Below are 26,964 nucleotides of genomic sequence, written 5' to 3' on the forward strand. Positions count from 1 at the left end.
CAAAAGCAAATGAGCCCGAGAATGTACCATCCAACCGACGCTGCGAGGGACTGCGCGGCCCCCCCAGCGTCGGCTGGCTAGCTAGAAAGTCCTAGCAGGCAAACAGGCTTATACCTGGAGATATCCTGCTTATTTAAGAGCTTAACAGCCGCAACACAGACCGGACCAGGGAAAAACCGCACAGGTAAGTGGTATAATACACATACCATCTGCTAAAAGCTCCTTAGGTTTAAGCCTTTTTATTACCTCGCCCCACTATGCTGAATTTGTGCTGGCGATTAAGAATAGTAGTGAATAGGCAACGATTACTAGTAAAGGACAGTTACTGCCTATTTGGAAACCTGAGCGCGCTTGTCCCCGAATGGGGGAAGCGCTAGTCACGAGAGTGACGCCGCGCCCCCGAATGGGGGTTGGTTTCCGCATAAGAGCTTGCGCCACAGCGCGCCAAACGGATTTCTCATTCATGGGCATAAAGCGAAAACTGCGAGAGACAGGATATATGAGCTCATCACTAGCCAGGCGTGTTACAGAACTATTCAAAGGAGATGAACCGTTGGAAGGTTCAGTCCAAGAGGAACAGACAAACTACCAAGAGGTGCGCGCGTTGCGCGTGCGTATTGCTGAGCTGGAGAAAATACAGCAGGAACAGAACCTTGCCCTCCACCAGGAAAAGGAGGCTCGCAAGGCGTTAGAAACACGCCTGCATACGGTCCTGAATGAGCGTGATCGCCTGATAGAAGAGCTTACTGAGGCCCAGGACAACATCAATGCCTTGCTCGATGCCAACCAGCGCATGGACGAATTTTTAGGCATCGCCAGCCACGAACTACGTACGCCTTTAACGACTATCAATGGCAATATTCAGCTGGCCAAACGTCGCCTGAAGGCCTTCCGCCTGGATGACACCAGAGAGGATTTTGCGAATAAAGTTGACGTCATTCGCGAAATGTTGGAGCGCGCCGAGCGCCAGGTACGCGTACAAAATCGCCTGGTTGGCGACCTCCTCGATATTTCACGCATCCAGGCCAATCGCCTTGAACTACACTTTCAAGAGTGTGATCTGATCACCGTAATCAAAGAGGCCGTCGAGGATCAGCGCGCGTCCTGGCCAAAACGCTTGATTGTATTGGACAACTTCTCATGTACACAGGAAATTCGTATCGAGGCTGATCCAGACCGGATCGGGCAGGTCATCACCAACTACCTGACCAATGCCCTCAAATACTCAGCCCCCGAGACAGGGGTCAACGTAGCTATTTCCTCGACCGCGCAAGAAGTCAAGGTCGCGGTTCAAGATGCTGGCCCAGGCATATCGACCGAGGAGCAAGCTCAGCTCTGGCAACGCTTCTACCGTGTCCCGGGCATCAGCGTGCAAAATGGCTCTGGCGTAAGCCTTGGACTTGGCCTGCATATCTGCCGCACCATCATCGAGCGGCATGGTGGGCACCTCGGCGTCGACAGCATCCAGGGAGAGGGTTCTACCTTCTGGTTCACGCTTCCCTTTATTGCCTAGATAAGAGATGTGATATACCCGGCAGCCTGTGGCTGCCCGGGTGTACCACATCTCTTATCTATAACCTTACTCGTTCAGATCGCGCTGCTCCTGCTGTCTGTGGATCTTGCCTTCTTCAAGGGGGCGCTGGCCCTCCTCCTCAACATCGAAGGGGCGCCCATGAATCTGGCTCTCCCAGGGAGAGGCGACCTCTTCGCCCTCGACGGGCGTCCGAGTCATTCCGGCATTCTCATAGGCTGCACGCGCCTTCATCGGATCCTGATTATGCTGGGGGAAGCGCTCGCCGCGCGCATCCTGGTCGCCAAAGGGCGTATTGGCCATGGCGGCATTGCGCCCACCAAGCGTGTCATACACCGGGTGTGGCTCGCGGGGTTTCTCCATGGCCGCTTCCTGCTCGCGCCGGGCCGCGGCCTCCTGGCGATTGCGCCTGTCTTGCTCGAGCAGTACCGCCTCCTGCTCGGCGCTCGCACGTTCCACCTGCTGTAAACGCGCCTGCTCTTCTGCCTGGCGACGCTGCTCCTCGCTATAGGACGCGGCTTGCTGCCGGGCAATGGTTGTATCGCGCTCACGAAGGCGCTCTTCGGCCATCATCGGATCGTGCTCCATGGATTCTTCCTGGCGGCTGGTGGCTTCGCCACGCGCGACGGCGCTCCCCTCATGGAAGAGATAGTGCGATGACATAGGATCAAGCGCGCCTGGGGGCGCCTCCTCAACCATACGCGCGAAATGCTGCATGTCCTCTTCTAAGACAGACTGAAAATGTGAGTCCATGCCTAATTTCTCGACGGCGACCCCGAGGACGCCCGCAGGTGGGGTGTAGTTGAGGAACACATCCACCATCGTCTGTCCAGTACCGACCGGAGTAAATTTGACGCGACCAGTATTTTGCAGTCCATCTATTGAGCGCCAACCAATCTGCTGGTCAGGAATCCAGCCCTCATTAACTGCGTCCCATTCGTGTCGTCCTCCAACCCGGGCTACCCAATGGCTACGCTGGTCATCATGGTAGGTCACTTCCTTCACAAAACGCATAAACTTGGGGAAATCGTTGAAATGCGTAAACAAGGCATAGACCTGCTGTACAGGCGCACGAACGGTGACGGAAACATGATGTTCTGCCATAAGATATCTCTCCTCATCTCCTCATCTTCTCACATTACCAAACTACCAATGATGTATCTCTTAGCACGCATCATAAGCTAGAGAAGTTTCGTAGCGGCAAAGAAAAAGGTTGTGGTTGGTGCGCGTTCGCGCACCAACCACAACCTTTTTCTTTGCCGCTACATGACCCTACTGGGGTGGATTGGCGCTACTACCAGGCTCATAGTAGTCGCTAAGAATGCAGACATCGCGATTGCCGCGAATAAGCATCATCCAGGGCGACTCTTCGTAGAGATCCTCGACGGATTTCTGCTCGGGATTCTTCTCCTTGGGAGGCAAGCGCGACATCATCGGGTCCTGAGTATACCAGGGATAACGCGGGCGCAGAGAATCCTTATCGCCAAAGTTGGTGCGCTCCAGGCCCGCGTGGCGACCTCCCAGCGTATCATAGACCGGGTGTGGCGCATAGGTTTCCAGGGGCTCATCCGCGATGACATTAGCCATGGCTTGCAGCTTTTCCTGGCGTGCTTCCTCCAGGCTCTTGAGAAAGGCCTCGCGGGCCTGCTTCTCGCGTTCCAGGCGCAAACGTGTCACTTCGCTTGCCTGCTGGAACTCGCGCTGCTTGCGGTCCTTCTCCCGCGCGATGCGCTGCTCGCGTTCAGCCAGAGCCTGGGTAGTCATTATCGGATCATGTTGCATGGAGAGCCGCTGGCGCTCTGTCATCTCGCCGCGAGACACCACGCTCTCTTTATGGAAGAGGTAGTGTGATGACATAGGATCGAGCGCCCCCTCTGGAGCCTCCTCGACCATGCGCGCGAAATGGGTCAACTCGGTCTGCAACACGGTATCGATGTAACTATTCACCCCCAGGTTTTCACCCAGGCGTCCCAGCGTACCCGTAGGCGGGACGTAGTAGATATACACCGCGACTTCTGTACTTTGCGGGCTCAGCGCACGGAATTTGACGCGTCCGCCATTTTTTAAGCCGCGAACTGAGCGCCAACCAACCTGCTTGTCTGGAATCCAATCCTCATTAACCGCATCCCATTCATGACGCCCCAACATCTGCACAACCCAGTGGCTACGCTGATCGTCATAATAGGTCACCTCTTTGACGAAGCGCATAAACTTGGGGAAGTCATTGAAGTGCGTAAAGAGTTCATAAACCTGGTGGACCGGGGCTTTGACTGTCACCGATGCACTATGCTCTACCATATGAAACCCCTTTGCTCAGTGTCGCGGGGGCGCGACAAGACCTGTTCACCCAAACGCATTACAAAGTGCCTCTTCGGAAACCTGAGCGCGAAGCGCTAGTCGCGTGAGCGACGTTGGTTTCCGCATAAGAAAGACAAACAACACAACTTGCGCCTACAAATACAGTCCAACATGTGTCTGTAAGAAGGTGAATCGTTACGGACGCCGTAGCCAGCATCGCCACAACGCCCCTGAGTTCTGCAACAGGAGTCAAAAAGACATACTATAGTATAGCATGAAACAGATAAATGTATAGCTCCTACTAATGGCCCGCGCTGCAATGTACCACCCGACTGCGCCGCTAAAGCACGCGCCTACATATCACGATGCGGTGTGTCCAGCGCGAAAACAAAAAAATCCCGCCACCATGACGAGATTGTAAGTTAGGGCGCGCCCAGCAGGATTCGAACCTGCGGCCAACCGCTTAGAAGGCGGTTGCTCTATCCACTGAGCTATGGGCGCGTATGGTTTGGGGAGATACCTCTCCCCAAACACGCCACCATAATAGCAACTTTATGCGCCTTCTGTCAAGCTCTTACCACAAAAAGCACATGCCCATATCTCCTATAGAGAAACGTCCTCCTGGTCGATTGATTCTAGAGGGATGTATAAGAAAGGCACCGACGCTGCTGAAGCACGCGTCTACATATGATGGGCGATATGCCTCGTACCATCATATGTAGACGCGTGCTTCAGCAGCGTCGTCCCCCTCCTTCCTGCCTGTCAACTTACCTGGCACATGTCACACATGCGTCTAGAGGCCAGGCGGGGCGTCGGCAAGCGGTGTTCTCCTTGACAAGCAGCATAAAAAGACATATAATACCAAAGAAAATCCGAGTAGCCCAGTAAGGATTAGCAGGATGGATTGCAGGAAGCGTCACGCTTCCATTACCAATAGAGAATAAGGTATCAGCCAGCGAGTGGAGTAATTCTTTATGAGTCAGGCATTTGAACTGGAGCAGGGCAACTACACTGCCGGGTTCCATGTAGCAGAAAATTATACATACAAGTCCGAGAAGGGACTCGATGAGCGTGTCGTCGCCCAGATCTCTGAGATGAAGGGTGAGCCCAGCTGGATGCGGGACTTCCGTCTCAAGAGCCTGAAACTCTTTGAGAAGCGTCCAATGCCCACCTGGGGGGCTGATCTCTCAGGCATCAACTTCGACGATATCTACTACTACATTAAGCCCGTGCCACAGCAGGGCAAAACCTGGGATGATATCCCAGCTGAGATTAAAGACACCTTCGACCGCCTTGGCATTCCCCAGGCGGAGCAGAAATACCTGGCGGGCGTTACCGCGCAGTACGAGAGCGAAGCCGTCTATCACAAGATGCGCGAGGACCTTGAGAAACTGGGCGTTATCTTCACAGATATGGATACAGCCTTGCGCGAGTATCCCGACCTGATCAAGGAGCACTTTGGCACCATCATTCCGCCTTCTGATAACAAGTTCGCCTCGCTCAATAGCGCCGTCTGGAGCGGTGGCAGCTTCGTCTATGTGCCGGAGAATGTACGCGTAGAGATTCCTCTACAGGCCTACTTCCGCATTAACGCGAAGAACATGGGCCAGTTCGAGCGCACCTTGATTATCGCCGCGCCGGGCTCCTATGTCCACTACGTTGAGGGTTGTACCGCGCCAAGCTACACCAGCGACAGCCTGCACAGCGCCGTGGTCGAGATCAAGGCCATGGAGGGCGCACGCATCCGCTACACGACCATCCAGAACTGGTCGAAGAACGTCTATAACCTGGTGACCAAGCGTGCCGCGGCCTACCGCGATGCCACCATGGAGTGGGTCGATGGTAACCTGGGCTCTAAGGTCACGATGAAGTATCCCGCGGTCATGCTGATGGAGCCGGGCGCGCGTGGTGACGTCCTTTCGGTTGCCTTCGCTAACGACGGTATGCACCAGGACGCGGGCGCGAAGATCACGCACCTCGCCCCTCACACCACTTCACAGATCCTGTCGAAGTCGGTCTCCAAGGGCACCGGTCGCGCGTCGTATCGCGGTCTCGTACGCATCAACCCAGGCGCGCACCACACCAAGTCCAGCGTACGCTGTGACGCGCTCCTGCTCGACGAGAATGCTCGTACCGATACCTATCCGACGATTCGCGTCGAGGAGAACCAGACCGAGATCGGCCACGAGGCGACCGTCTCCAAGGTCGGCGAGGATCAGCTCTTCTACCTGATGAGTCGCGGTCTCGACGAGTCCGAGGCCTACTCCCTCATCGTCAACGGCTTCATCGAGCCCATCACCAAAGAGCTACCGATGGAGTACGCGGTCGAGCTTAATCGCTTGATCCAGCTTGAGATGTCCGGTAGCGTGGGCTAGTAGAGATAAGCAAACATGCTCAAAGCGGAAGAGGTCATATACCTCTTCCGCTTTTTTGTCAGGAACGCAACTCATCCCCCTTACAGGCGTACATGTGGTAGAGAGACAAGACCACTAATACAGATAGAGAAGATGTAGGAGACGTCCTTGGCCTACTGCCTGAATCCGCGTGGGACACACTCCAATCCCCCTGACGCGGTTTGCTGCCAACACTGTGACTTCCTCGTGCAAGGGTCACACATTGGCTCATATGAAATTATGGCCTTCATTGGCGCCGGAAGCTATGGACAGGTATATAAAATACGCGAACCCGCGCCCCTAAGCCGCACGCTGGCCTTAAAAGTCTTGCGTCTTGACCAGCTCACCGCCAAGGCTCAGGCCAGCTTCTTTCAGGAGGCACGCCGGATTGCGGCCATGCACCACCCCAATATTTTGCCTGTATATAACTTTGGCCAACTCACAGGGAACGAACGCCCCTACCTGGTCACCGAGTATGCTCCCCAGACCATTCTCGATCTCTTCCGCCGCGAGGATGGGACACGCCGCCTGGCCTTCGTCGAAGAGCTCATTCCCTATATCCACCAGACGGCCTCAGCGCTGCAATATGTGCATAACAATGGCCTGGTTCACCAGGATGTCAAACCTGGCAACCTGCTCATTGGACGCAATGGCCAGGTGCTGCTTGCCGACTTCGGCACAACGTTTTACCTGGGAATGCAGACGCATGCCTCGCTGGGCGAAATCACGGGGACCGCTGCCTACATGCCGCTTGAGCAATGGCAGGGGACCCCCCGCCGCGACTCCGATCAATACGCCCTGGCGATCTGCTGCTATGAACTACTTACCGGGCGCACACCCTTTGTCTACAAACGCCTGGAGGAGATGTGGCACGCGCACGCAGGCGAGCAACCAATGCCACCTCACCATTTAAATACGCGCATCCCCTCCGAGGTCAGCGCGGTCTTGATGCGCGCTCTCGCTAAGAACTATCACCAGCGTTACAACAGCATCAGCGATTTCGCCAGGAGCTATACTCAGGCCGTGCAGATCGCGCTACAGCGCTATGTCTGCCAGCGCTGTGGACAACAAAATCGTAGTGGCGCCGCGCGCTGCTCCTTCTGTGGCGCTGAATACGACAACCGGCGCTGTCCCTACTGCGAGGCCCCCGTACGCTTTGGCCAGCGTTGCTGCTCCCAATGTGGACGCCTTACCGTTCCCGCCGCCATGGTCCCTCGCAGCCCGCTGATAGGCGTCACGCTCCGCCAGGGTCGCTATGCCATCAAACATGTGCTTAAGCAATCTGAAGAAAGCAATACCATGGTCGCCATCGCGACCGATGAACGCCAGAACGATCAGCGCGTCGTTCTCAAGCGCTGGGAGTGCAGCGATCTCCCCCTGGCACAGCGCGCCAAGGATGTGGCCCACTATGATCACGTGACCGAACCCTTGACACGCCTACGCCATCCCCTGGTACCACGCGTGCTGGATCGCTTCGCGGAGGGACGCCACTACTATCTTGTGCTTTCCTACATTAATGGCGAGAGCATTGAAGAACGTCTACAGAAGCTGCTGCGCCCCATTCCCGAGGCCGAGGTGCGCACCTACATGCTCGCCGTGCTCAACATCCTGATCGCCCTGGAGCAGCAACAGCCCGTCGTGCGCCACTATGATCTCTCACCCGCCAATATCATTATTGAGCAGCAGCGTAACCGCGTCCACCTGACGGGCTTTCAGGTTCCGCCCCCCTCGCAGTCAGCGGGCGGTCGCCTGGAGCACGGGAAGCGTACCACGCGCAAGCTAGTGATCTCGCCCTATCTCCCCATCCAGGATAAACCCTACGATATCCGGACCTGTATCTATGCCCTGGCAGCCAGCATGCACCACGCCATCACGAATGTCGCGCCGCCCCACTACCCAACCTATCCGCCTGTGCGCATCCTCAACCCCAATGTCTCAGCCGAGTTTGAGGCCATCTTGAGCCGCGCCCTGGCCGAAGATCCCCAGGTGCGCTACCAGAGCTATGCCAGCCTCAAACAGGACCTCCTGGGGGCACGACGCTACTAAAGTACGCGTCTACATATGAAGGTGCGGAGCTGGTCGTACCACAAATATGTAGGGTCCATGCTGGCATGGGCTGCCGAGCGAAGCGACCTCCCCACGCGGGGTGTCGGCCTGCGGACCTCGGAGTCCATGCCAGCATGGACCCTACATGTTGTTTTGCGGTTTATTAGCCGCGCTGTTCAAGTGGAACGTACTCGGTGGCCTTCGCGCCAACGTATTCGGCACGTGGGCGGATGAGGCGATTGTTGGCGTATTGTTCAAGGATGTGCGCAGTCCAGCCAGAGATGCGGCTGGAGGCAAAAATGGGCGTATCCAGGTCAATGGGAATACCCAGCATGTAGTAGACCGAGGCAGAGTAGAAGTCGACGTTCGCGTTGAGGCCCTTATGTTCCTTGATATACTCCTCAATCGCGCGCGACATCTCGTACCAGCGTAAATCGCCTGTGCGCTCGCCCAGCTCCTGGGACATGGCCCGCAGATGGGTCGCGCGTGGGTCCTCGGTGCGGTAGACGCGATGACCAAAGCCCATGATACGCTCTTTACGCGCCAGGGCATCCTCCAGGTACGACTCAACGTTTCGTACCTCGCCAATCCTGAGCAACATGCGTATGACTTGCTCATTGGCGCCCCCATGCAGGGGGCCAGAGAGGGCGCTGATGGCCGCAACAACCGAGGCATACATGTCAGCCTTGGTGCCAGCGGTCACACGCGCGGCAAATGTCGAGGCGTTTAGTTCATGATCGGCATGCAGGATCAAGGCCACGTCCAGGGCGTGGGCAGTATAGGCATCCGGTTCTTTGCCTGTCAGCATGTAGAGCATATTCGCCGCGTGCGTGCCAGTCTGGAGAGGCTCAACGAGGTTACGCTTCTCGCGGATGCTATTCCAGGTCATAATGATCGTGGGCAGCGCGGATGTCAGGCGGATGGCGCGTCGCTCATCGGCGGCGGTAGACTTATCGTTTAAGTCATCGTCAAAGGCTGCAAGGGCGGAGACAGTTGTGCGGAGCACATCCATCGGAGAAGTGGAAGGTGGCAATAAGTGCATCAGATCGATGATGCGGCTCGGCAGAGCGCGGTTGGCGCGTAACTGCTGCTCCACTTCCGCCAGTTGCGTTTTGGTAGGCAGAACACCATGCCAGAGCAGGTACGCGGTCTCTTCAAAGCTCGAATGACGAGCCAGGTCATGAATATCTATACCGTAATACGTTAACTTACCAAGTTTACCATCGAGATCACAAATTCGCGATGTTGTAGCCACAACATCTTCAAGACCTTCAGTGGTCATCGCAATTCCTCCGAAGAGATGTAAATTTTTGGTGGAATACGCCTGGGCGGTTCCTATCATCGAACCAGCATCCGCCTCATCAGCGAAACGGACAAGCACAATCAACGGCCATTTCTTGCACAAACAGAAGCAAGTTGATTCAAAATAATTATAATCGTCAAAAAAGAAGGGTGTCAACGAAGCTAGCTAACAGAAGAGACCTGGGACGTGCACAAAATGGGATTCTGTGCTACACTAGCGGACGAAGCAGGCATAAGAGTGACACCGGAAAAGCGGTATCGCCCAGGAGAGAGGCAAAAGAGGGTATGAGCAAGCACACGCCAGAAGATGAGGCATGGCTTATTGCTCGCAGTAAGCGCGGCGACCTTGAGGCATTTAATCAGTTGGTTGAACGTTACCAGCAGCTTATGTATGCCTCTGTCCTACGCGTGCTCGGCAATGCTGATGCCGCAGCCGATGTGACGCAGGATGCCTTTTTCTCCGCCTTTCGCCATATTCAATCTTTCAAAGGCGGCTCCTCCTTTCGGGCCTGGCTCCTGCGCATCGGCTCCAACCTGGCCTGCGACTACTGGCGCTATAAGCAGCGCCATCCCGCCGCCTCATTGGATGAGCTTACCGACGATGACGAACCCCACACTCAGGAGGCACTTGGTGCCCTGGTCGATACCCATCTCAGCGATAATCCCGAGGCGCGACTGCTCAACCAGGAGCTTCAGGAGCTGATTCAAACGGGCCTGCAACAGCTGCCACTTGATCAGCGAGTCGCGGTCATCCTCTGCGATATCGAGGGCTTCTCGTATGAGGAGGTGGCCGCAAGCACTCAGTCAACGCTAGGAACGGTCCGGTCCCGCATCTCGCGTGGACGTACGAAGCTCCGCCAGTATCTCTCACAACACCGGGAACTTTTACCCCGCGATTACCGTCTAACCAGTTGAATGGATCTCTACCAATAGACACAGCTTATGTTTGAGGAGACGGAGTAGACGCTTGGCATACGACGAACAACACCTGACATCAGAAGAATTCTCAGCGTACCTGGATGGGGAGCTTACCTCCTCCGAACAGGAACGCCTGGCAAGCCATTTGAGCTCCTGTACCATATGTGAACAGGAACTCGATGAGCTACGTCGTACCATCGCGCTCCTCCAGGCCCTCCCACGCCCAGCCCTACCCAGGTCTTTTACCCTTGCGCGCAATGCCAGCAGCCTCCCCGATACGCCACCACTGTATGCAACTGCCCAGGCTGATAACATATTCCTCGAAACGCAAGATGACGAAAGGGAGAGTGCCTCATATACGCCAACGCGGCCACGCGCTCGCTGGTCGCTCTATGCGAGAAGTGGGCTGCGTACCCTGAGCGCACTCGCCGCAGTCATCGGTCTCTTCCTCCTGGGCTCTAGTCTGCTTGCGATGCTGCCAAGCTCCAGTGGGACGTCCCATTCTAATATGGCCAACTCAAGTGGCTCCAGCACACAATCAAATACTAAAACAGAGCAGCCAGGAAGTACGATGCCTCGCGCGACGGAAGCCTCGCCCCAGGTTAATACACCTCAAATCACAACAAAGTCACCCACGACAACTCCTGTTCCCAGTCCAACCTCAAGCTGGCCAGTAGTGTTCTTCTTCGATCTGAATACGGTGCTGGGACGTGTGGGACTGGGTCTGTTGTTCCTCCTGATAGGAGGAATAGGCCTGTTTGCTTTGAGAGTTCCCCTGCGCCTCTAATCCAATCCGGTGCTGCCATTGGCCTTCTTCCCACCCTATGTAGAGCTTCTATGCGTTGCGCGTAAGCGTGGTTTTTTGTATAGTCTATGCAGAGCAATGATACTTTCAATTAAACCAATCAGACACAGGTTGTAAATATGAACACCGTACTTCTATTTGCCTCTCCCATCATCAATGTCCTGGTGACGGGGATTTTCGCGGGCATGATTACGCGCCAGTACCTACGCCGGAGGCGCGTCTATCAACTCTACTGGTCAATCGCCCTGCTGATGGCCTTCGCAGCGACTATCGCCTATGTGGTGATGATCATGGCCCAACCAACCAGTAGCCTGGGCATCCTCTGCTTCCGCATCTACTATACTCTCGGGGCGGCCCTTATGCCCTCCTGGCTGGGCCTGGGCAGTATCGCCCTTCGGGGCAAACCCATGTTGACACGCTCCTGCCTGATGTTCCTCTCGTTCCTGAGCGTGATCGCCACAGCCTTTACCTTCGATGGATCTATCGATATGCAGAAATTGAGCCAGATCGCAGGCACACCCGGTACAGGCATCCTGCATCCTGGCCCCTGGCTGGTCACCACGATTCTGCTCAACACGCTGGGAGTCGTCGCCATTGCTGGAGTAGCCCTCTATTCTGGCCTGAAGCTCGTGCGCAAGCAGAGCCAGGTTGGTGGCCTGCAATCGCTAAACCTGCTCTGGGCCAACGTCCTGATCATGGCCGGAGCCTTGATCGATGCCGCCGCCGGTACCCTGGCACGTGTCCTGGGTCTACAGAGCACCTTCTGGATCATTATGGCTCTTGGCTGGATCGTCTTCTTCGCGGGCGTCCTGCTGACCGGGCGGCGCTCCAAGAAGAGCCAGACAGCAGCTCCCCCTACAAACGCATCCACACAGTCCCAGCCTGTGACCCCATAAGTTCAATTCCTGGTTGGTGATGTGATGCCCCTGGCGGCCTAAGGCCGCCAGGGGCATCACATCACCAACCAAAACAAGCGCCGCAGGCGCAAGGCGTCACGCCAAAAATAAGGGAGGACGGGTTAAGTTACTTATAAGTAACCTTACCCGCCCTCCCCCAATCCCAAGCACAAGGAAAAGCGCTATATAGTGACACCATCAACCTGTAAGGGCCGATGAGGTGTTGTCAAAGTTGTTTGTCTACTTGGTCTGCGCCTGCAACTCACCCAGGGCCACATTAATGGTCAACTGCTGGTTGCCACGGTAGACCTTGACGGCTACCTTGTCGCCCACGTTCTTGCTCAGAAGAGCATCTGAGAGCGAAGATGAATCGGTAACATTCTTGTTATCTATCTGTACGATGACGTCATTCACCTGCAAGCCAGCCTTGGCTGCTGCTCCATCCTGTGTCACCTCGACGATCATCACACCCTGCTGCACTGCGAGTCCGTTGCGCTGCGCCATACTGGCATCGACAGCAACCACAGTTACATTGAGGGCTGCACGACCAGTATGCGTCACTTTTCCACCATTGATCAACTGTGTGGCGATAAACTTCACCCGGTTGGACGGGATGGCATAGCCAACACCATTGGCAGGCGTGTTATATTCTGAGTTAATCGCGACCAGGGTTGGAATGCCAATGACATTGCCCTGCAAGTCGACCAGGGCGCCACCGCTGTTACCAGGGTTGATTGGCGCATCCGTCTGAATCGTATTCGGAATCGTCGCGCCGTTACCCTCTGAGACATTGCGCCCCAGCGCGCTCACGATACCGTGAGTTACCGTCTGCGAGTTCCCCAGCGGATTGCCGACCGCGAGCACTTCTTGACCCACCTTGAGCGAGGATGAGTCGCCCAGGTTAGCAGTCTCCAGGTTGGCAGGCGGATTGATCTTGACCACCGCCAGGTCATCCGTGGCGTCCGTACCAACCAGGGTTGCGCGCAACTGATTACCATCAAAGAGCTTGACGGTCAGGCTCTGGGCATTCGCGACCACGTGATTGTTCGTTACGATATATCCACGCTTATCAATTACGACGCCCGAACCAAGGCTGGAGCCGGTCGAGATCTGTACGACCGCGGGCTGAATATTTGTCACCACCGCTTCACGTACAGTTTGAATATTGTTATCGCTCAGTGCAGGGATGGTTACCTGCGAGTGTGAACTGCTATCTGTTTGGAGGCCAGCCTGTGACGAGCTGGGTACACTTACACCACCGCGCCCAAATTGCCAGCCCGCGAAGAGGCCCGTACCAAAGACGAGCAGGAGTACTACTGCCAATAGGACTATAGATGCCGTACTGGGTCCCCTGCGCACCGGCGGCTGTCCAACGGGCGGAGGTACCGACCCAGTGGGCGCTGAGGCGGCATAGGTACCAGCCTGCGTCTGTTGAGCCCAGGAAGCGGGCTGCCCTGCCTGTGGCAGTGGCTGCACCTTCTCATGCTCATCTAAGGTCTCCTGCGAACCAGAATACTGTTCGGCATCCTGCGTAGATGGTGAATACATATCAATTTTTGTATAATCTGTACCATTTGTCGTATCATTTGCCACATCATTCGCGGAATCATTTTCGTTGAGCATCTAGTATCCTCCTGACACGATGCATATAAGAAAGCGGTGTTCATGCCCTGGTGTTTATGCCTTATAGATAACGATAAGGACCATAGCAAGTCAACTTCTACTTGCTTGTTCATACTATACAAGGGTATTTTTAGAAATCTTTATAGGTTTTGTAAAAATTTTGTATAGTTTCAAATATTGGGTGCCTACTCGAAAACCTGAGCAATTTAGCGCTAGCCACGAGAGTGGCGTTAGTTTTCGCATAAGAAGGAAAGGGGTTGCCCATAACTGCTGTTAATGAGATAATGGGACGAAACCGAGCAGAGAAGAGCAGCGTATAAATGGAAGAGAATACACAAAAGGTGAATACATTCAATCAGCCCGAGCAGCAACCTACGCATAAATATCCAGGCGAGAACAAGCTTACACCTGACCAGTTACGCCAGCAGGCTCAGGAGCAATTGCAAGCCCAGAACTGGTCGCAGGCCATTCTCTACTTCAGCGAGCTAAGCAAGCAGAATGAGGAGGATAAAGAGGCGCTTATCGGCCTGGCAACGGCGCTCGATGCCATGGGCGACTATGAAGCTCTCCTGGAGACGGCCAGGCGTATGCTTGAGGCCGCGCTCAATTCAGCACAAGGCCTGGCCTTCAAGGCGCGTGCCTTACAGAAACTGGAGCGCATCTCTGAAGCCACCATCGCCAACGACCAGGCACTCCTGCTCGATACTAACCTCCCGCTCGCCTGGCTGAATCGAAGCGGGCTACAACTGCTGCAACAACGCTTCCCCGAGGCATTGCGGAGCGCCCAACGCGCGGTCACGCTCGCTCCTGATGATGCACGAGCCTGGGCCAACCAGGGCGTTGCTCTGCTCAACTTTAATCGCCTTAACGAAGCCCTCGAAAACTTCAGTAAAGCCCTTGAGCTGGACCCACAGAATCTCTTTGTGCTGCAAATGAAGGGCGAGATCCTCTGCCGCCTGGGCCGTATGCAAGAGGTTATAGCAGTGACGCGCGAGGCGCTCCTCATGCATCCTGGTCATACGCCCTCACTCATCCAGGCCGTACAGGCCTTGCGCTCGCTTGAGATGTACGACGCCCTCAAAGAGGTGGCCCGCGAACTCATCGCCCAGGTGCCTGATAATCTCTTTGCCTGGGAGAACTATATGCGTGCCTGGCGTGGTCTGGGCCTCTATGAAGAGGCCGACGAGACGCTCGATCAACTACTCCAGCTTGACCCCGATAGCGTTCGCTTCTGGACGCTCAAGGCCGATACGCTCTTCAGGCTTGAGCGCTACCGCGAGGCCGCCCGCTGCTCCGAGCATGCGCTTCGCCTGGATATGGAGTATGCGCCCGCGCTCCGCCTACGCGAAAAAGCCTTAAAGCAGATGTATCAGAAGCGCGAGAAGGCAGTCTTGCACACGGTAAACCCTCAAGCATAAACATAAGATAACGATAATGCGTGTGGGGTAGGCGAAGCCTACCCCACACGCATTATCGTTATCTTATACCAGTTCTTCCAGGGTGGGCAGGACAATATCGTCGCGATGCGAGGTCAATGATGACCGCAGGCGCTCCGACACCACCAGGCGAATACGGCGCTGGTGCTGCTCATAACGCGCCAGGTCATCGGGCTGGAGTCCGGTCACCTCAACCCAGCTCATAAAGGGTTTCATGCCCACGGGCGGATGCTCAAACACGATATTGAGATCCATCTCCCACTTCTCCGGTCGCGGAATGTCAAAGAGCAGCTCATGCTCGGCAATCTCGGTATCCAGAACCTCCGAGAGACGCTCGCCTAGCTGGCACTCCACCCGCCGTCTGCGTTCCGCGTCCCAGAACAACGCATCCAGGCGGTTAAAGAAGCGACCGGCCATGCGGCTGATCTCCAGCACGACTTTATGTGGCTGACGATTGGTCAGGCTCTCAGCCAGGGCGCGTGTGCTCTGCGGCATGGGCTCACTGCGCAACAGGGTCATCAGCGAGTAGTCATCCAGGCCCACCAGTTGGTCCGCCTTCAGCTGCCCGCTTTGGAGCGCATCCTGGACCGCGCGCACCAGCATCACCTGGAAGGCGCGGCTAGTATGATGCCAGTAGATATTGTCAAACATCTCCTGGCGCGCATGGAGGAGAGAATGCAGGGGACTGACACCCTTATGGGTAACGACGATGCTACGCTTCCCATCCACCTTATGCACCAGCAGCGACCCCAACAGGCGCGAGACATCCACGCCTCCATAGGGAACGTTACAGCCACGCGCATCCCGTGGTAGGTAGTCCAGTTTATCGACATCCAGGGGGCCACTCAAGAGGTGGCTGAGCAGTTCATCATCGGGATGGCGCTGCCGGTTTTTGGGGGGATCAATGAAATCGGCTACGCGCTCAGGCGAGAGATGATAGTCGCGCTCCAGCACATCCGCGATAGAACTCTTCTCAATCACCGTGCGCCCGATACGCTCGTGCAACAGAATCGGGGAACCCAACTCCTCAATCGTGTGTGAGTAGGGATAGTGGCCAATATCATGCAGCAGAGACGCCACGACAAGCGCCTGGATGCTGCTGACCGCGACCCCATCCAAACCACCACGCTCGCCACGCTGGAGCAGCGCTCGTAAGGCCCGCACAGTCAGGTGATAGCAACCAAGACTATGCTCATAGCGTGTATGCGTCGCCCCCGGCCAGATGCGGTAGACAAAGCCAAGCTGCTTCACCTGCTGCAAACGGAGAAACTCAGGGGTTCCAATCAGCTTAATCTCGCGTGGTCCCAGGGGGATCAATTCATACAGGCTATCGCGCACTGTGCTGATCGGCTGCATATCAGGCAACAGCGGCAGGTCCTCATTATCAATCCAGTGATGGCGCATATGCGGCTGAATCACGCTCGTATCCACTGGTTGTGTTCTCTCCATCTTAGTACTCTGCTCTCTATCATTCACCTCAAAGTGAGGAGTATGTTCCATTTCAGCAAATTGTTCTTCTTGCATATTCGTACCCACCAGTATCGCCCTATCTTTCTACCATCTAGTTCCAAACAAAAAAGCCTATACATATTTTATGATGCCAGGACATCCCCATACCAGGGGTATGATACCCCTGCTCTTATTCTTCTTCTCTGCCGACAAAGAGAGTATGGAAATGTCTGTGAGCTGCACACACGGTACTTTTTTTGCTCAACATTGCAAGGTCGCTTCATACTTCCTATAATAAGCACAAGAGCACTATGCACCTGGAATACGCCTTAGCACCCAGGCCAGAGCATAGAGGATAGCAGATCCCATACAACAGATATGAGCAGTTTCTCTATCAACTACTAGAATGAGATAATTTATCTAAAAGCTATGCAACAACCTCTTTCACCCACATCTATCAAAATGATCGCAATCGATATTGATGGTACGCTCCTCGACCCACACAAACATATCACGCCGCGTACACGCGCCGCGATAGAGCAGGCACGCGAGGAAGGCATTATCGTGACACTAGCTACGGCCCGGCGCTACGTCAACACTGGCTATATCGCCTCCGAGCTGGGCATAGACCTCCCGATCATTATGTATGACGGCGCCTTGATCCTTGAACATCCTGGTGGGCGCATCTTCCATACGCAGAAGTTGCAGGCCGAGATCGCGCACCAGGCCCTGGAGATCCTGGTTCGGCACAAGGTCCAGCCTATCATTCATCACTACCATGAGGAGCAAGAGGAGACCTGGACCGGCCCAGAGGAGTTTGATACGACCTGGATCGCGCCCTACCTCGAAATCGCGCAAGGTCTCCGGCGTCTGCATTATCAGCACTGCTGTCTCGGCCAGCCTGATCCCCTACGCGTCGTCGCCTTTACATCGGAGGAGATTATTCAGCGTATGCTTCCTGAGATCTCAGCCCTTGAGTGCGCCTGGAATACAACTCCCCTGGGCAGTTATCGCACAGCCGAGCTATCCATCATGCATCAACATTGCTCCAAGGCCAGCGGTGTCCAGGCGTTGGCAAACTATCTAGCTATTCCACTCAGCCAGGTTATGGCCATAGGAGATGGGAATAACGATATCGAGATGCTGCAAAGCGTGGGCTGGGGAGTCGCCATGGGGCAGGCACGCGCGAAGGTACGCGAGGCGGCGAAGGCGATCACCGCCAGCAACGCCGAGGATGGCGTTGCTGAAGCAATCGAACGTTATGCTCTTGGCAGCGACTTGCAAGCTACTTCAAATTCGCGTAAGCGCGCAACCTGACGACCATTGGGCGCGGCCTGCCAGCGCTGGCGCTGCACCAGTTCAAGCGCCTCCGAGGCATGCATACCTCCATACACCAGTGCGGAACAGGTTAGCAATACGCTGCGCCCTACTCCATGCTCACAGTGGATCAGGACCCGCCCATCCTTTTGCAGTTGCGCATTGACCCAGCGCGATCCCTCTAGCAACTGTTCAACGCTCAGCGGCCAGGTGTCAGGCGTGGGCAGATACAAAAGCTCAATTCCCTGTGCACGCATGGCTTCCGCGTCGTCACAATACTCTGAACGCGTATCGACGACATGGGTTACCCCAACCTTCGCCAGTGCCGCAATATCTTCGGGGCGTACCCGGCCACCAACCGCGAGATGACTGTTGACCCAGCTCATATTGAGCTTATCGGGCAGCGGAACGCGCAAAGCATGGGCGATGCGCTCCCCCAGCGAATCCTCCGGGCAGAGACGCGCGGCGATACGCGTCCAGTAGCGATAGAGGAGGCGCATGACGCCACTGGTGCCCCAACGCCAAAATGAAAATTTGACCGCCCGAGCTGGAGAGGAGGCTTGCTGCTGCTCTAGTTCAGCCTGCTCAACCGCGGCAAAGACCTTGATATTTGTATCTTCTGGCCTCTCACCGGGAGGTGGAGCGACCTGTTTTGATTCTGATTGCATCACGATACATTGATCCTTCCCATTCCAAGATGTATGGATTTTGCAGGAAAATTGGGAAACGCATCCTCTGGTGAGGACCCGCTTTATTGGGAAGCGCTTCCCTCTTGGTAGGGACCCGCTTTAGCGCGTCCGAAGGCGATTGATCGCCTGTGGGCGCAGCCCGAACCGTTCCCAGACATTATCTCGCACGATAGGTTGCCTGCTGCCCACACGAAGGTTTGGCTTGCGCCGCACTGCCATGAATGGCATTCGGACGCGCTAAAGCGGGTCCCTACCAGAAGGAGCGCGTTCTCATGAGGCTTACTGGGCCGTCACAAGCGGCGCGGGCTCTTGCGCCCCAGCTTCCGCCTTCTGGTCCTTCTCCAGTACGCGTTGCAGAGCGGCAATCGAGCATTCAATCATTGCATCATCCGGCTCGCGCGTTGTCAAGCTCTGCAAGGCCAGGCCAGGGGCAAGCAGCCAGCGTACCAGGCGCAAACGATAGTTGGCCGCGCCCAGGCGCATCAATTCGTACGCGATGGATGCCACAATCGGCACAAGCACGATACGCGATAGAAGTTTAATCGGCAACGAGGGCGTCACCACCAGGGCAAAGACGAAGATCGAGAGGACCGCGACAATCAGCAAGAAACCGGTCCCACAACGCGTATGCACACGCGTGGCAGCACGCACATGCGCGACATCCAGCGGGTCACCGTGTTCCATAGCGTTAATTGCCTTGTGCTCGGCACCGTGATAGCCAAAAACACACTGAATATCAGGCACGCGACCGATCAGGAGGAGATAGCCAATCAAGAGCGCCAGGCGTAGCACACCCTCCAGGATAAGGCTTAGCCAGCCTGTGCCGATCCAATGCCCCAGGAGATTCGTCACCACCAGCGGCCCCACAAAAAAGATCGCCACCGCGATGGTCATGGAGATAACCAGCGAGAAGGTCATTGATCCACTCATCTTCGTTGGATCTTCATTGGCAGGAGCTTGCTCTGCCTTCGCGGTTGCCTGATTATCGGACTCAGTGCCAGGCTCTTCGGAGGCGACATTGGCCGAAAGCGTCATAATGCGTGAACCGAGGACCAGGGTCTCCCAGAGCAGCAATATGCCACGCACAAAGGGCAAGCTAAAAAACTTACTACGAAGGCGCTCTGGCAGCGGCTCCTCATACACATAGATACTTTGATCAGCCTTGCGCATCGCGACCGCGAAAGACGTCTTTCCCCGCATCATGACCCCTTCAATCACCGCCTGCCCACCATAATAAAACCTGGCCATAACGATCTCCTTTAATAGGGCGCACATCTCATAGAGCGTGTTATATATAAAGATTGATACAAAGAGTGATATAAAGGGTCATCAGTCTTCATACCAACCAATGACGCCTCTGCTGGTTACTATCGACGTATCCTTCTGAAGCGTTTAACCGCACGCTCGTTCGGAGAGGTATCCAGCGTTGTGCTGTTCTCTGAGATGTCACGCGTACGCGCGAAACGACGCATTACTGGATTGCGTAGTAGCGTCTTGCTTATCACCGGGCGACGCACGCGCACCCCCTGGCGTCGAATGCGGATCGAGGAGCGCAGGCGACCAGAGAGACGCTGTTGCTGCCGCTGCCACTGTCGCGACTGCCAGATGCTTCCGGTCTCGGGCGCGGGAAGGTAGCTCAAAATGCATTGCGCGATATCGAAGGAGGCGCGCGCGCGGCTGATGTTGCGCGCATTCGCCAGGCGCCTCTGCAAGATCTCGGAACCAGGTTTAATGAGTTTGCGCAACTCGTTCACCAGTGTGCGTGGGTCCAGCGCGAGTACGCCCAGGTCATTATGGAGCACGAACTCAACATTGCCCTCTTCCTGCCCAGGTACATAGCCACTGAGGATGATTGGCAGGTCACAGGAGAGCGCCTCACAGATCGTGCCGGGACCCGCCTTAGTTACGATAATATCGGCGGCTCGCATCAACTCCGGCATATTATGCACAAAACCAAAGATCTTCGCCGGGACATGGAAGTTTGAACGCGTGCGCTGGAGATGCGCGTAGAGACGACGGTTACGTCCGGTCACCACCATCAGTTGTACGGGGAGACGCGCCTGTGAAATAGCCTTGACGGCAGCCTGCAAGCCGCCTGCACCATCACCACCACCAACCAGCAGAACCGTCGGCAGATCGTCCTGGAGATTAAAGCGCTTGCGTAACGCCTCTTTCTCCTCGGTGGGCAAGGTAAATTTGGGATCAATGGGCATGCCAAGCATATGCAGGCGCTTAGGGTCCAATCCGCGCTGCAAGTAGAGCCGCTTTGCCTCCTCGGTGGGCACAATATAGGCATCGGCCCCTTCGGCAAACCAGGTATAGTGGACCGTTACCAGGTCGGTGACCACGGTCAAGAAGGGAATTTTCAGGCCCAACTCCTGTAAGGCATGCACCGTTACATGGTTGAGCAGTGGATGAATAGAAACGATGATATCTGGCTGGACGCTGGTAATCAAGCGCATGAGTCCATTGAGGATCAGAGGCGTAGCCAGCGTTTGAACGGCCTTGACCGTTCCCTCCTGGTTGCTTAAATGAAAGACATCGCCAAAGAGTTTAGGATTATAGCGAATGGTTGGGCCATAGAGCTTGACGGCCTCACGTAGCGGGAAGCGGCTATACTCTTCAAAGACATCTACGATCTCAACGCGGTAGTTTGTCGGTTCGGGTAAGGAGTTCGTAGCCTTGCTGGTAGCGCCTGTCGTTTCTGAATCAGTGTGCTGGTTTACCTGTTGCGCCTGCCAGGCTTCCTGCTCTTGCTGCGAAATAAGTTTGATCGCATTATGAATGGCATTGGCAGCACTACGATGCCCGGCTCCAGTATCCGCGATCAGGAACAATATGGTGCGTTGCTTCACCAGGTAACTCACCCCCTAAAATCGGTGCATCCATCTTACTTCTGATCCGAAAACCCTGAGCGCGGAGCGCTAGGCACGTAAGTGACGTTGGGTTTCGGAATAAGATCTTACTGGATGCATCAACCATCTCACAGACTGCAAAAAAGGGATAAAGGACCTCCAGGAGGTCTCCTTTATCCCTTTTCCATAAGCAAAAGGCCTATTCTTCTTCTTCCAAGCTAAAGCGCTTGCGGAAGCGCTCCACACGGCCAGCGGTGTCTAGAATACGCTGCTGACCAGTGAAGAACGGGTGGCACTTTGAGCACACGTCAACTTTGAGGACGGGCTTAACGCTCAAGGTCTTGAAAGTGCTGCCACAGGCACAGCTCACTGTGGCTTCAATAACGTTTGGATGGATTCCTTGTTTCATCTACCAAATCGGCCTTGTGGAGACTCCTGGCTGCTCGCCATGTGAGGGAACAAAGCCGCTCCTTTCTTTTCCCTTTCCCCTTACGGGGAGCCATTTTTCATAAGAGGAACGACTAAACCCCTTTGCTCGAGTTGAGCTTCCGCTTTCACGGATAAGTCTTTTTCGCGTAGGAGAAAATTATACTTGTCTGATCTCTACGTGTGAGAAGATTGTACATGTCTGGTCTCGCCACGTCAAGATGCATGGCACCGATCAGCCATAATAACAACCTATCCCTCTCCCTATAGAGAACAGAATAGGAGCATACAGTATTCCCTGCGTTTATGTGCGTCCAGAGGGGCCAAACTTTTGGTACTGGTCCTCTCCCATACGCTTTTTCGCTCATATTCTACCATAGATAACACTTTTTGGCACTCCTCTATGCCCTCACATCACCACACCCTTATCCCGAGCGTCGCAGGCGCGAGGATGAGTTTTGCTCAGAGTGGTGATGTGATACACTTACAGCGGACGAAAATGTCACCCCCCACTAACACAAACTGAGGTTATATCAGACTACCATGATTGAACGCTATACACTGCCAGAGATGGCTGCTATCTGGTCCGATAAGAATAAGACCGACAAATGGCTCCAGGTTGAACTGCTCGCCTGTGAAGGCTGGGCTAAAGATGGAGTCATTCCCGCTGAAGATATCGCCAAAATTCGCAATGCTCGCTATAACGCGGAGCGGATGAAGGAGATCGAACGCGAGACCCATCACGATGTGATCTCGTTCCTGCGCTCAATTCAGGAGCAACTGGGACCCGAGGGTCGCTTTATCCACCTGGGCATGACCTCCTCCGATGTGCTGGATACTGGCCTGGCGGCTCAGATGAAAGATGCCGGCGAACTCTTGAGCGCTTCTCTGGCTAAACTGGTTGAGGTCGTCGGTGAGGCGGCGAAGAAGTATAAGTATACCCTGATGGCTGGACGCTCACATGGTATTCATGCCGAACCCCTCACCTTTGGCCTGAAACTGGCCCTCTGGTACGATGAGCTGAAGCGACACCAGCAGCGCCTGGCGGCCGCGATTGAGCAGGTCTCGGTCGGCAAGATCTCGGGAGCAGTTGGCACGCATGCCACGATTCCACCCCACATCGAGGAATTTGTCTGCGAGCAGATGGGCCTGGGCGTGGCTCCCATCTCTAACCAGGTGGTCCAGCGCGACCGCCACGCGCACTTTATTACCGCCCTGGCCCAGGTTGGCGGCTCGCTTGAGAAGATGGCGCAGGAGATTCGCCACTTGCAGCGTACCGAACTAAGCGAGGCCTTCGAGCCCTTTGGCTCTGGTCAGCAGGGCTCTTCCGCCATGCCCCATAAACGCAATCCCGAGCTCTGTGAGCGCATCTGTGGACTGGCTCGCCTGCTGCGTGGCTATGCCGTGACGGCGATGGAGAATGTGGCCCTCTGGCATGAGCGCGACATCAGCCATTCCTCGACGGAGCGCGTGATCATTCCAGATTCCTGCACCATCCTCCACTATATGCAGCACATCTTCACCAATGTCATCGATGGCCTGCAGGTTGACGAAGAGCGCATGCTGGCCAACCTGGGTATGACCGGTGGTCTCGTCTTCTCGCAGCGCATCCTACTGGCCCTCATCGATAAGGGTGTTGGCCGCCAGGAGGCCTACAAGATGGTCCAGCGCAACGCCAAGAAAGTCTGGGCGATGGCTAGCACAGGTCCCATTCAGGGTCCTGCCCTTCTCAATGCCCTGAGCAGCGATAGCGAGGTTACCCAGTACCTCTCCCGCCCCGAGCTAGAGGAGCTGACCAATACCGACTTCTACACTAAGCATGTCGATACCTCCTTCAAACGCGTAGGTTTAGCATAAATGCTATGCCAGTAGAGATATTGAATGGACGTGTGGCCTGGGCGAAGCCCAGGCCACACGTCCATTCAATATCTCTACTGGCTGGATGCTATATAATATGATGGTCATCTTGTCCCTTGAGGCAATATAAATAAAATAGAGGTTATATGTTGTTTGTTAAATAAACTTTTGCCACCCTTCGCGCCACCATCAACTGGTGTGAAGACACAGACGCGTCATTCACTTTGGGGGCTACTCTGGCTAGCTATCGCCACAGAGCTTTTGTATCTCTTTCTCCTCGCGATCTCGCCCCTGCCAGCCCTGCACCTGAGCTCAACTCCACTTTCAACCAGCTACCCCTGGCTGGTTCAACCCTTTCAATGGCTCACTTCAGGTCTGCCAGCCCTGAAGCTCCAGTTTGTGGAACTACCCGCTTTGCTTTTTGGCGCGACGCTGCTACTCCTCAATGTGCTCTATGTTCTGGCGCTACGCAGTCTACGTGCTCATGTAGATATAGATACGAAGGGTTCACACTGGCTGCTATTTCTGCTTGGGAGCGCTCTGCTCTTTGGCCTGACATTATTACTCCTCCCACGGCTCTTCTCAGATAATGTCTTTACCTATATCTTCGCCGGGCGGACACTAGCCACCTATCATCTCGATCCCTTTCGGACCACGCCCGCCCAGATCCCTTCCGATCCCTCATATCCCTGGATTCTCTCCAGCCGCCACGAGGCAAGCACCTATGCCCCTCTCTGGCTTTATCTCTCGGCCCTCATCACTCAGTTAAGCGCCTCGCTGGCGTTTCTCTTATTGCTCTTTAAAGGCCTGGCCTTACTCACGCATCTGCTTAATATTCTGCTCGTCTGGAGCATTCTCGGACGGCTTGCGCCCTCGCGCCGCCTGGTGGGTACATTGCTCTATGCCTGGAATCCCCTGGCCCTGATTGAGCTGGCCGGAAACGGCCATAACGAGGGACTCTGTATGTTCCTCCTGCTGCTGGGTACCTGGTGTCTGCTACGTGCAAGGCAACCACGCTATGCCGCTGGCGCGCTCCTCTGCTTTGGCCTGGCGGTCAGCACAAACCTGATCGCACTCCTGGTGCTTCCACTCTATGCCTGGTTTAGCGTGGACCATACCCGCAACCCCTGGCAGGTAGCGCTCGCCTTTACCTGGCGCCTTCTGGCCATGCTGCTGCCAACGCTGCTCCTCTTTTTGCCGCTCTGGAATGGAGCTAACACCTTCTTCGCCTTAACCTCAGCCATCGATATGGCTCACTTTGTACATTCACCGGCAGGCTTCCTGGCCCTGCCCTTACGCGCCCTCTTCACCTGGTTTGCGCAGCTCTCGCACATGCCATCCTATCTCAATCCCGTGGCCTCGGCGGACCTGACGGTACGCGCCTCAGCCACCTTTGTGTTTGTGCTGATCTATATGCGCCAGTTTGGCGAGATCCGCGATGCGCGCCTGGCTGTCAGGCAACCACTTCCTGAGCAATTCACACGTGAAATTGACCCGGAAGGGCAACTGGCAAGCATCGATACACTAGTAAATGGATGGACGATTACCATTTTCTGGTATTTAAGCCTGGTTTCTGGCTGGTTCTGGCCCTGGTATGTCTTATGGCTCTTCTGGGCTGTCGTACTACGTCGTCTCGATCTCTTCTCGATCACAATCCTTATGCTGACGGCGACCGCGTTACTTCTCTACGCGTTCACTGGTTTTAGTCGAGATCCTATTGCTACTTATCAGACTGCCATAATTTTTGGCCTTCCACTCGTCTATCTCTTAATAGCCAGAATCCGGGGTCGCCACGCTCTTGAGTAAGCTTCCTATTAGAAAACCTGAGCGCGAAGCGCTAGCCACGTGAGCGGCGTTGGTTTTCGCATAAGAAGGAAGTGGCTCGCTTGAGGAAGCCAGCCATGCAGAAAGGACCGCAGATCGCATGACCGATGAAGTAAAACAACGCAAGATTGAGCATGTCAACATCGCCCTGGAGCGGGATGTCTCCGCGCCCCAGCAGGCAAACTGGAGCGACATCCGCCTGGTACACCAGGCCTTGCCAGAGGTAGATCTAGATGCCGTCGATACCTCGGTCGAGTTTCTCGGACAACGGTTGCGCTATCCTCTCTTCATTTCATCGCTTACCGGTGGGCATCCCGATGTGCTCACGATCAATCGCAACCTGGCACGCGCCGCTGAAGAGTACGGTCTGGCCCTGGGTGTGGGCAGCCAGCGCGCCGCTATCGTCAATCCCGAGGTCTCTGACAGCTTCGCAGTGACACGTGAACAGGCTCCCCACGCCTTCTTGATTGCCAATATTGGCGCACCCCAACTGATCGCGCAGGAGCGCCACGCACCCTTTACCATTGAACAGGTGCAGCGTGCCACGGCAATGATTGGCGCTAACGCGCTCGCGATCCATATGAATAGCTTGCAGGAGGCGGCACAGCCCGAGGGCGACCGGCGCGCCTTTGGCGAGGTTGAGGCCCTGCGCAAGCTTATTCCACAATTAGAGCTGCCCGTCATCGCTAAAGAGACGGGCGCGGGCGTCAACCGTGAGCAGGCCCTGATCCTGCGTTCCTGCCGTGTCTCGGCTATTGATGTTGGGGGCGCGGGCGGGAGCAGTATGTCGGCCCTGGAGGCCTTCCGCTCACAGTCACGAGGCGATGAGCAAACCATGCGTATCGGGGCACTCTATCGCGATTGGGGCATTCCAACCCCTATCGCGGTCGTCGAATGTGGTGTCGCCCGTCTGCCACTGATCTCTACCGGTGGCGTGCGCAATGGCCTGGATGCGGCGCGAGCCCTCTCGCTCGGCGCGTCCCTGGTGGGCATGGGATTCCCCTTCTTGAAAGCGGCCAGTCAGGGCTATGAGGCGGTCTGCGAACTCCTGCAAGGCTTCATCGCCGAACTCAAAGTGGCGATGCAGTTGAGCGGAGCCGCCAGTATTCAGCAATTACATGAGACGGACGTGGTCGTAACGGGAGAGACGCGCGCCTGGCTCCAGCAACGCGGTTTCGAGGACGAGCTCAGGGGCCTGGCACAACGCCGCTGGAAACGCCTGCGCCCAGGAGAATAATTAAATCAGGATAGTGGGTATGGTATGAGTTGGCAGTCTTTGGCTGCGAACTCATACCATAC

At 55.5% G+C, this 26,964-nt stretch carries 20 protein-coding genes and 1 tRNA gene; 11 read left to right on the forward strand and 10 right to left on the reverse strand.

Annotated features, from left to right (window positions below):
• Positions 1 to 553 precede the first annotated feature (553 nt).
• Positions 554 to 1,513 carry a sensor histidine kinase KdpD gene (locus KTE_RS09515; protein ID WP_201380518.1) on the forward strand — a complete coding sequence of 320 codons (960 nt, stop codon included), beginning with the start codon at positions 554 to 556 and terminating at the stop codon, positions 1,511 to 1,513.
• A gap of 66 nt (positions 1,514 to 1,579) precedes the next feature.
• On the opposite strand, the gene KTE_RS09520 is transcribed toward KTE_RS09515, so the two are convergent.
• The 3 genes from KTE_RS09520 to KTE_RS09530 all read right to left on the reverse strand — a co-directional run bounded on the left by KTE_RS09520 (position 1,580) and on the right by KTE_RS09530 (position 4,330).
• A complete protein-coding gene (locus KTE_RS09520) occupies positions 1,580 to 2,635 on the reverse strand; it encodes an SRPBCC family protein (protein WP_201380520.1) in 1,056 nt (351 codons plus the stop codon).
• Between the two features lie 168 nt (positions 2,636 to 2,803).
• Positions 2,804 to 3,829, reverse strand: a complete 1,026-nt coding sequence (locus KTE_RS09525; protein WP_201380522.1) for an SRPBCC family protein — start codon at positions 3,827 to 3,829, stop codon at positions 2,804 to 2,806.
• Positions 3,830 to 4,257: 428 nt separating this feature from the next.
• Positions 4,258 to 4,330 (reverse strand) — tRNA-Arg (locus KTE_RS09530).
• Between the two features lie 473 nt (positions 4,331 to 4,803).
• On the opposite strand from KTE_RS09530, the gene sufB reads away from it, so the two are divergent.
• Both sufB and KTE_RS09540 read left to right on the forward strand, forming a co-directional pair.
• Positions 4,804 to 6,204 carry a Fe-S cluster assembly protein SufB gene (gene sufB, locus KTE_RS09535; protein ID WP_201380524.1) on the forward strand — a complete coding sequence of 467 codons (1,401 nt, stop codon included), beginning with the start codon at positions 4,804 to 4,806 and terminating at the stop codon, positions 6,202 to 6,204.
• Positions 6,205 to 6,351: 147 nt separating this feature from the next.
• Positions 6,352 to 8,268: a protein kinase gene (locus KTE_RS09540; protein WP_201380526.1), complete on the forward strand. Its 1,917-nt coding sequence runs from the start codon at positions 6,352 to 6,354 to the stop codon at positions 8,266 to 8,268.
• A gap of 163 nt (positions 8,269 to 8,431) precedes the next feature.
• Here KTE_RS09540 and KTE_RS09545 read toward each other — a convergent pair whose 3' ends face one another.
• On the reverse strand, positions 8,432 to 9,550 hold the full coding sequence (locus tag KTE_RS09545; RefSeq protein WP_201387035.1) for a citrate synthase: 1,119 nt from the start codon (positions 9,548 to 9,550) through the stop codon (positions 8,432 to 8,434).
• Positions 9,551 to 9,855: 305 nt separating this feature from the next.
• On the opposite strand from KTE_RS09545, the gene KTE_RS09550 reads away from it, so the two are divergent.
• From KTE_RS09550 to KTE_RS09560, 3 genes are all read left to right on the forward strand, one after another.
• Positions 9,856 to 10,485, forward strand: coding sequence for a sigma-70 family RNA polymerase sigma factor (locus tag KTE_RS09550; RefSeq protein WP_201380528.1), 630 nt, complete (start codon positions 9,856 to 9,858; stop codon positions 10,483 to 10,485).
• 52 nt (positions 10,486 to 10,537) lie between these two features.
• Entirely contained in the window at positions 10,538 to 11,275 is a 738-nt protein-coding gene (locus KTE_RS09555; RefSeq protein ID WP_201380531.1) for an anti-sigma factor, read from the forward strand.
• 137 nt (positions 11,276 to 11,412) lie between these two features.
• Complete coding sequence (locus tag KTE_RS09560) at positions 11,413 to 12,189, forward strand: hypothetical protein (RefSeq protein ID WP_201380533.1); 777 nt, start codon at positions 11,413 to 11,415, stop codon at positions 12,187 to 12,189.
• A gap of 240 nt (positions 12,190 to 12,429) precedes the next feature.
• On the opposite strand, the gene KTE_RS09565 is transcribed toward KTE_RS09560, so the two are convergent.
• The gene (locus KTE_RS09565; RefSeq protein ID WP_201380535.1) at positions 12,430 to 13,812 is read right to left on the reverse strand and encodes a S1C family serine protease; all 1,383 of its coding nucleotides are present in this window, start codon (positions 13,810 to 13,812) and stop codon (positions 12,430 to 12,432) included.
• A 320-nt stretch (positions 13,813 to 14,132) separates the two neighbouring features.
• Between KTE_RS09565 and KTE_RS09570 the strand changes: the two genes are divergently transcribed.
• Entirely contained in the window at positions 14,133 to 15,230 is a 1,098-nt protein-coding gene (locus tag KTE_RS09570) for a tetratricopeptide repeat protein (protein ID WP_201380537.1), read from the forward strand.
• Between the two features lie 63 nt (positions 15,231 to 15,293).
• Here the strand turns inward: KTE_RS09570 and KTE_RS09575 are convergent, their stop codons facing one another.
• Positions 15,294 to 16,697 carry an HD domain-containing protein gene (locus tag KTE_RS09575; RefSeq protein ID WP_236600338.1) on the reverse strand — a complete coding sequence of 468 codons (1,404 nt, stop codon included), beginning with the start codon at positions 16,695 to 16,697 and terminating at the stop codon, positions 15,294 to 15,296.
• 429 nt (positions 16,698 to 17,126) lie between these two features.
• Here KTE_RS09575 and KTE_RS09580 point away from each other — a divergent pair, with 429 nt between their 5' ends.
• Complete coding sequence (locus tag KTE_RS09580; protein WP_201380539.1) at positions 17,127 to 18,014, forward strand: HAD family hydrolase; 888 nt, start codon at positions 17,127 to 17,129, stop codon at positions 18,012 to 18,014.
• Here KTE_RS09580 and KTE_RS09585 read toward each other — a convergent pair.
• The 4 genes from KTE_RS09585 to rpmE all read right to left on the reverse strand — a co-directional run bounded on the left by KTE_RS09585 (position 17,957) and on the right by rpmE (position 21,967).
• Positions 17,957 to 18,682: a dual specificity protein phosphatase family protein gene (locus tag KTE_RS09585; protein ID WP_236600340.1), complete on the reverse strand. Its 726-nt coding sequence runs from the start codon at positions 18,680 to 18,682 to the stop codon at positions 17,957 to 17,959. The genes KTE_RS09580 and KTE_RS09585 overlap by 58 nt on opposite strands.
• Before the next feature lie 300 nt (positions 18,683 to 18,982).
• On the reverse strand, positions 18,983 to 19,951 hold the full coding sequence (locus tag KTE_RS09590) for a DUF1385 domain-containing protein (RefSeq protein ID WP_201380541.1): 969 nt from the start codon (positions 19,949 to 19,951) through the stop codon (positions 18,983 to 18,985).
• Between the two features lie 119 nt (positions 19,952 to 20,070).
• The gene (locus KTE_RS09595) at positions 20,071 to 21,558 is read right to left on the reverse strand and encodes a glycosyltransferase (protein WP_201380542.1); all 1,488 of its coding nucleotides are present in this window, start codon (positions 21,556 to 21,558) and stop codon (positions 20,071 to 20,073) included.
• Positions 21,559 to 21,757: 199 nt separating this feature from the next.
• Positions 21,758 to 21,967 carry a 50S ribosomal protein L31 gene (gene rpmE, locus KTE_RS09600; RefSeq protein WP_201370942.1) on the reverse strand — a complete coding sequence of 70 codons (210 nt, stop codon included), beginning with the start codon at positions 21,965 to 21,967 and terminating at the stop codon, positions 21,758 to 21,760.
• A gap of 560 nt (positions 21,968 to 22,527) precedes the next feature.
• Here rpmE and purB point away from each other — a divergent pair.
• The 3 genes from purB to fni all read left to right on the forward strand — a co-directional run bounded on the left by purB (position 22,528) and on the right by fni (position 26,902).
• Positions 22,528 to 23,841 carry an adenylosuccinate lyase gene (gene purB, locus KTE_RS09605; protein ID WP_201380544.1) on the forward strand — a complete coding sequence of 438 codons (1,314 nt, stop codon included), beginning with the start codon at positions 22,528 to 22,530 and terminating at the stop codon, positions 23,839 to 23,841.
• 153 nt (positions 23,842 to 23,994) lie between these two features.
• The gene (locus KTE_RS09610; protein ID WP_201380546.1) at positions 23,995 to 25,647 is read left to right on the forward strand and encodes a hypothetical protein; all 1,653 of its coding nucleotides are present in this window, start codon (positions 23,995 to 23,997) and stop codon (positions 25,645 to 25,647) included.
• Positions 25,648 to 25,765: 118 nt separating this feature from the next.
• Positions 25,766 to 26,902 carry a type 2 isopentenyl-diphosphate Delta-isomerase gene (fni, locus tag KTE_RS09615; protein ID WP_201380549.1) on the forward strand — a complete coding sequence of 379 codons (1,137 nt, stop codon included), beginning with the start codon at positions 25,766 to 25,768 and terminating at the stop codon, positions 26,900 to 26,902.
• The last annotated feature ends 62 nt before the right edge of the window (positions 26,903 to 26,964 follow it).

Source organism: Ktedonobacter sp. SOSP1-85, from assembly GCF_016587415.1.
Taxonomy (GTDB): Bacteria; Chloroflexota; Ktedonobacteria; order Ktedonobacterales; family Ktedonobacteraceae; genus Ktedonobacter.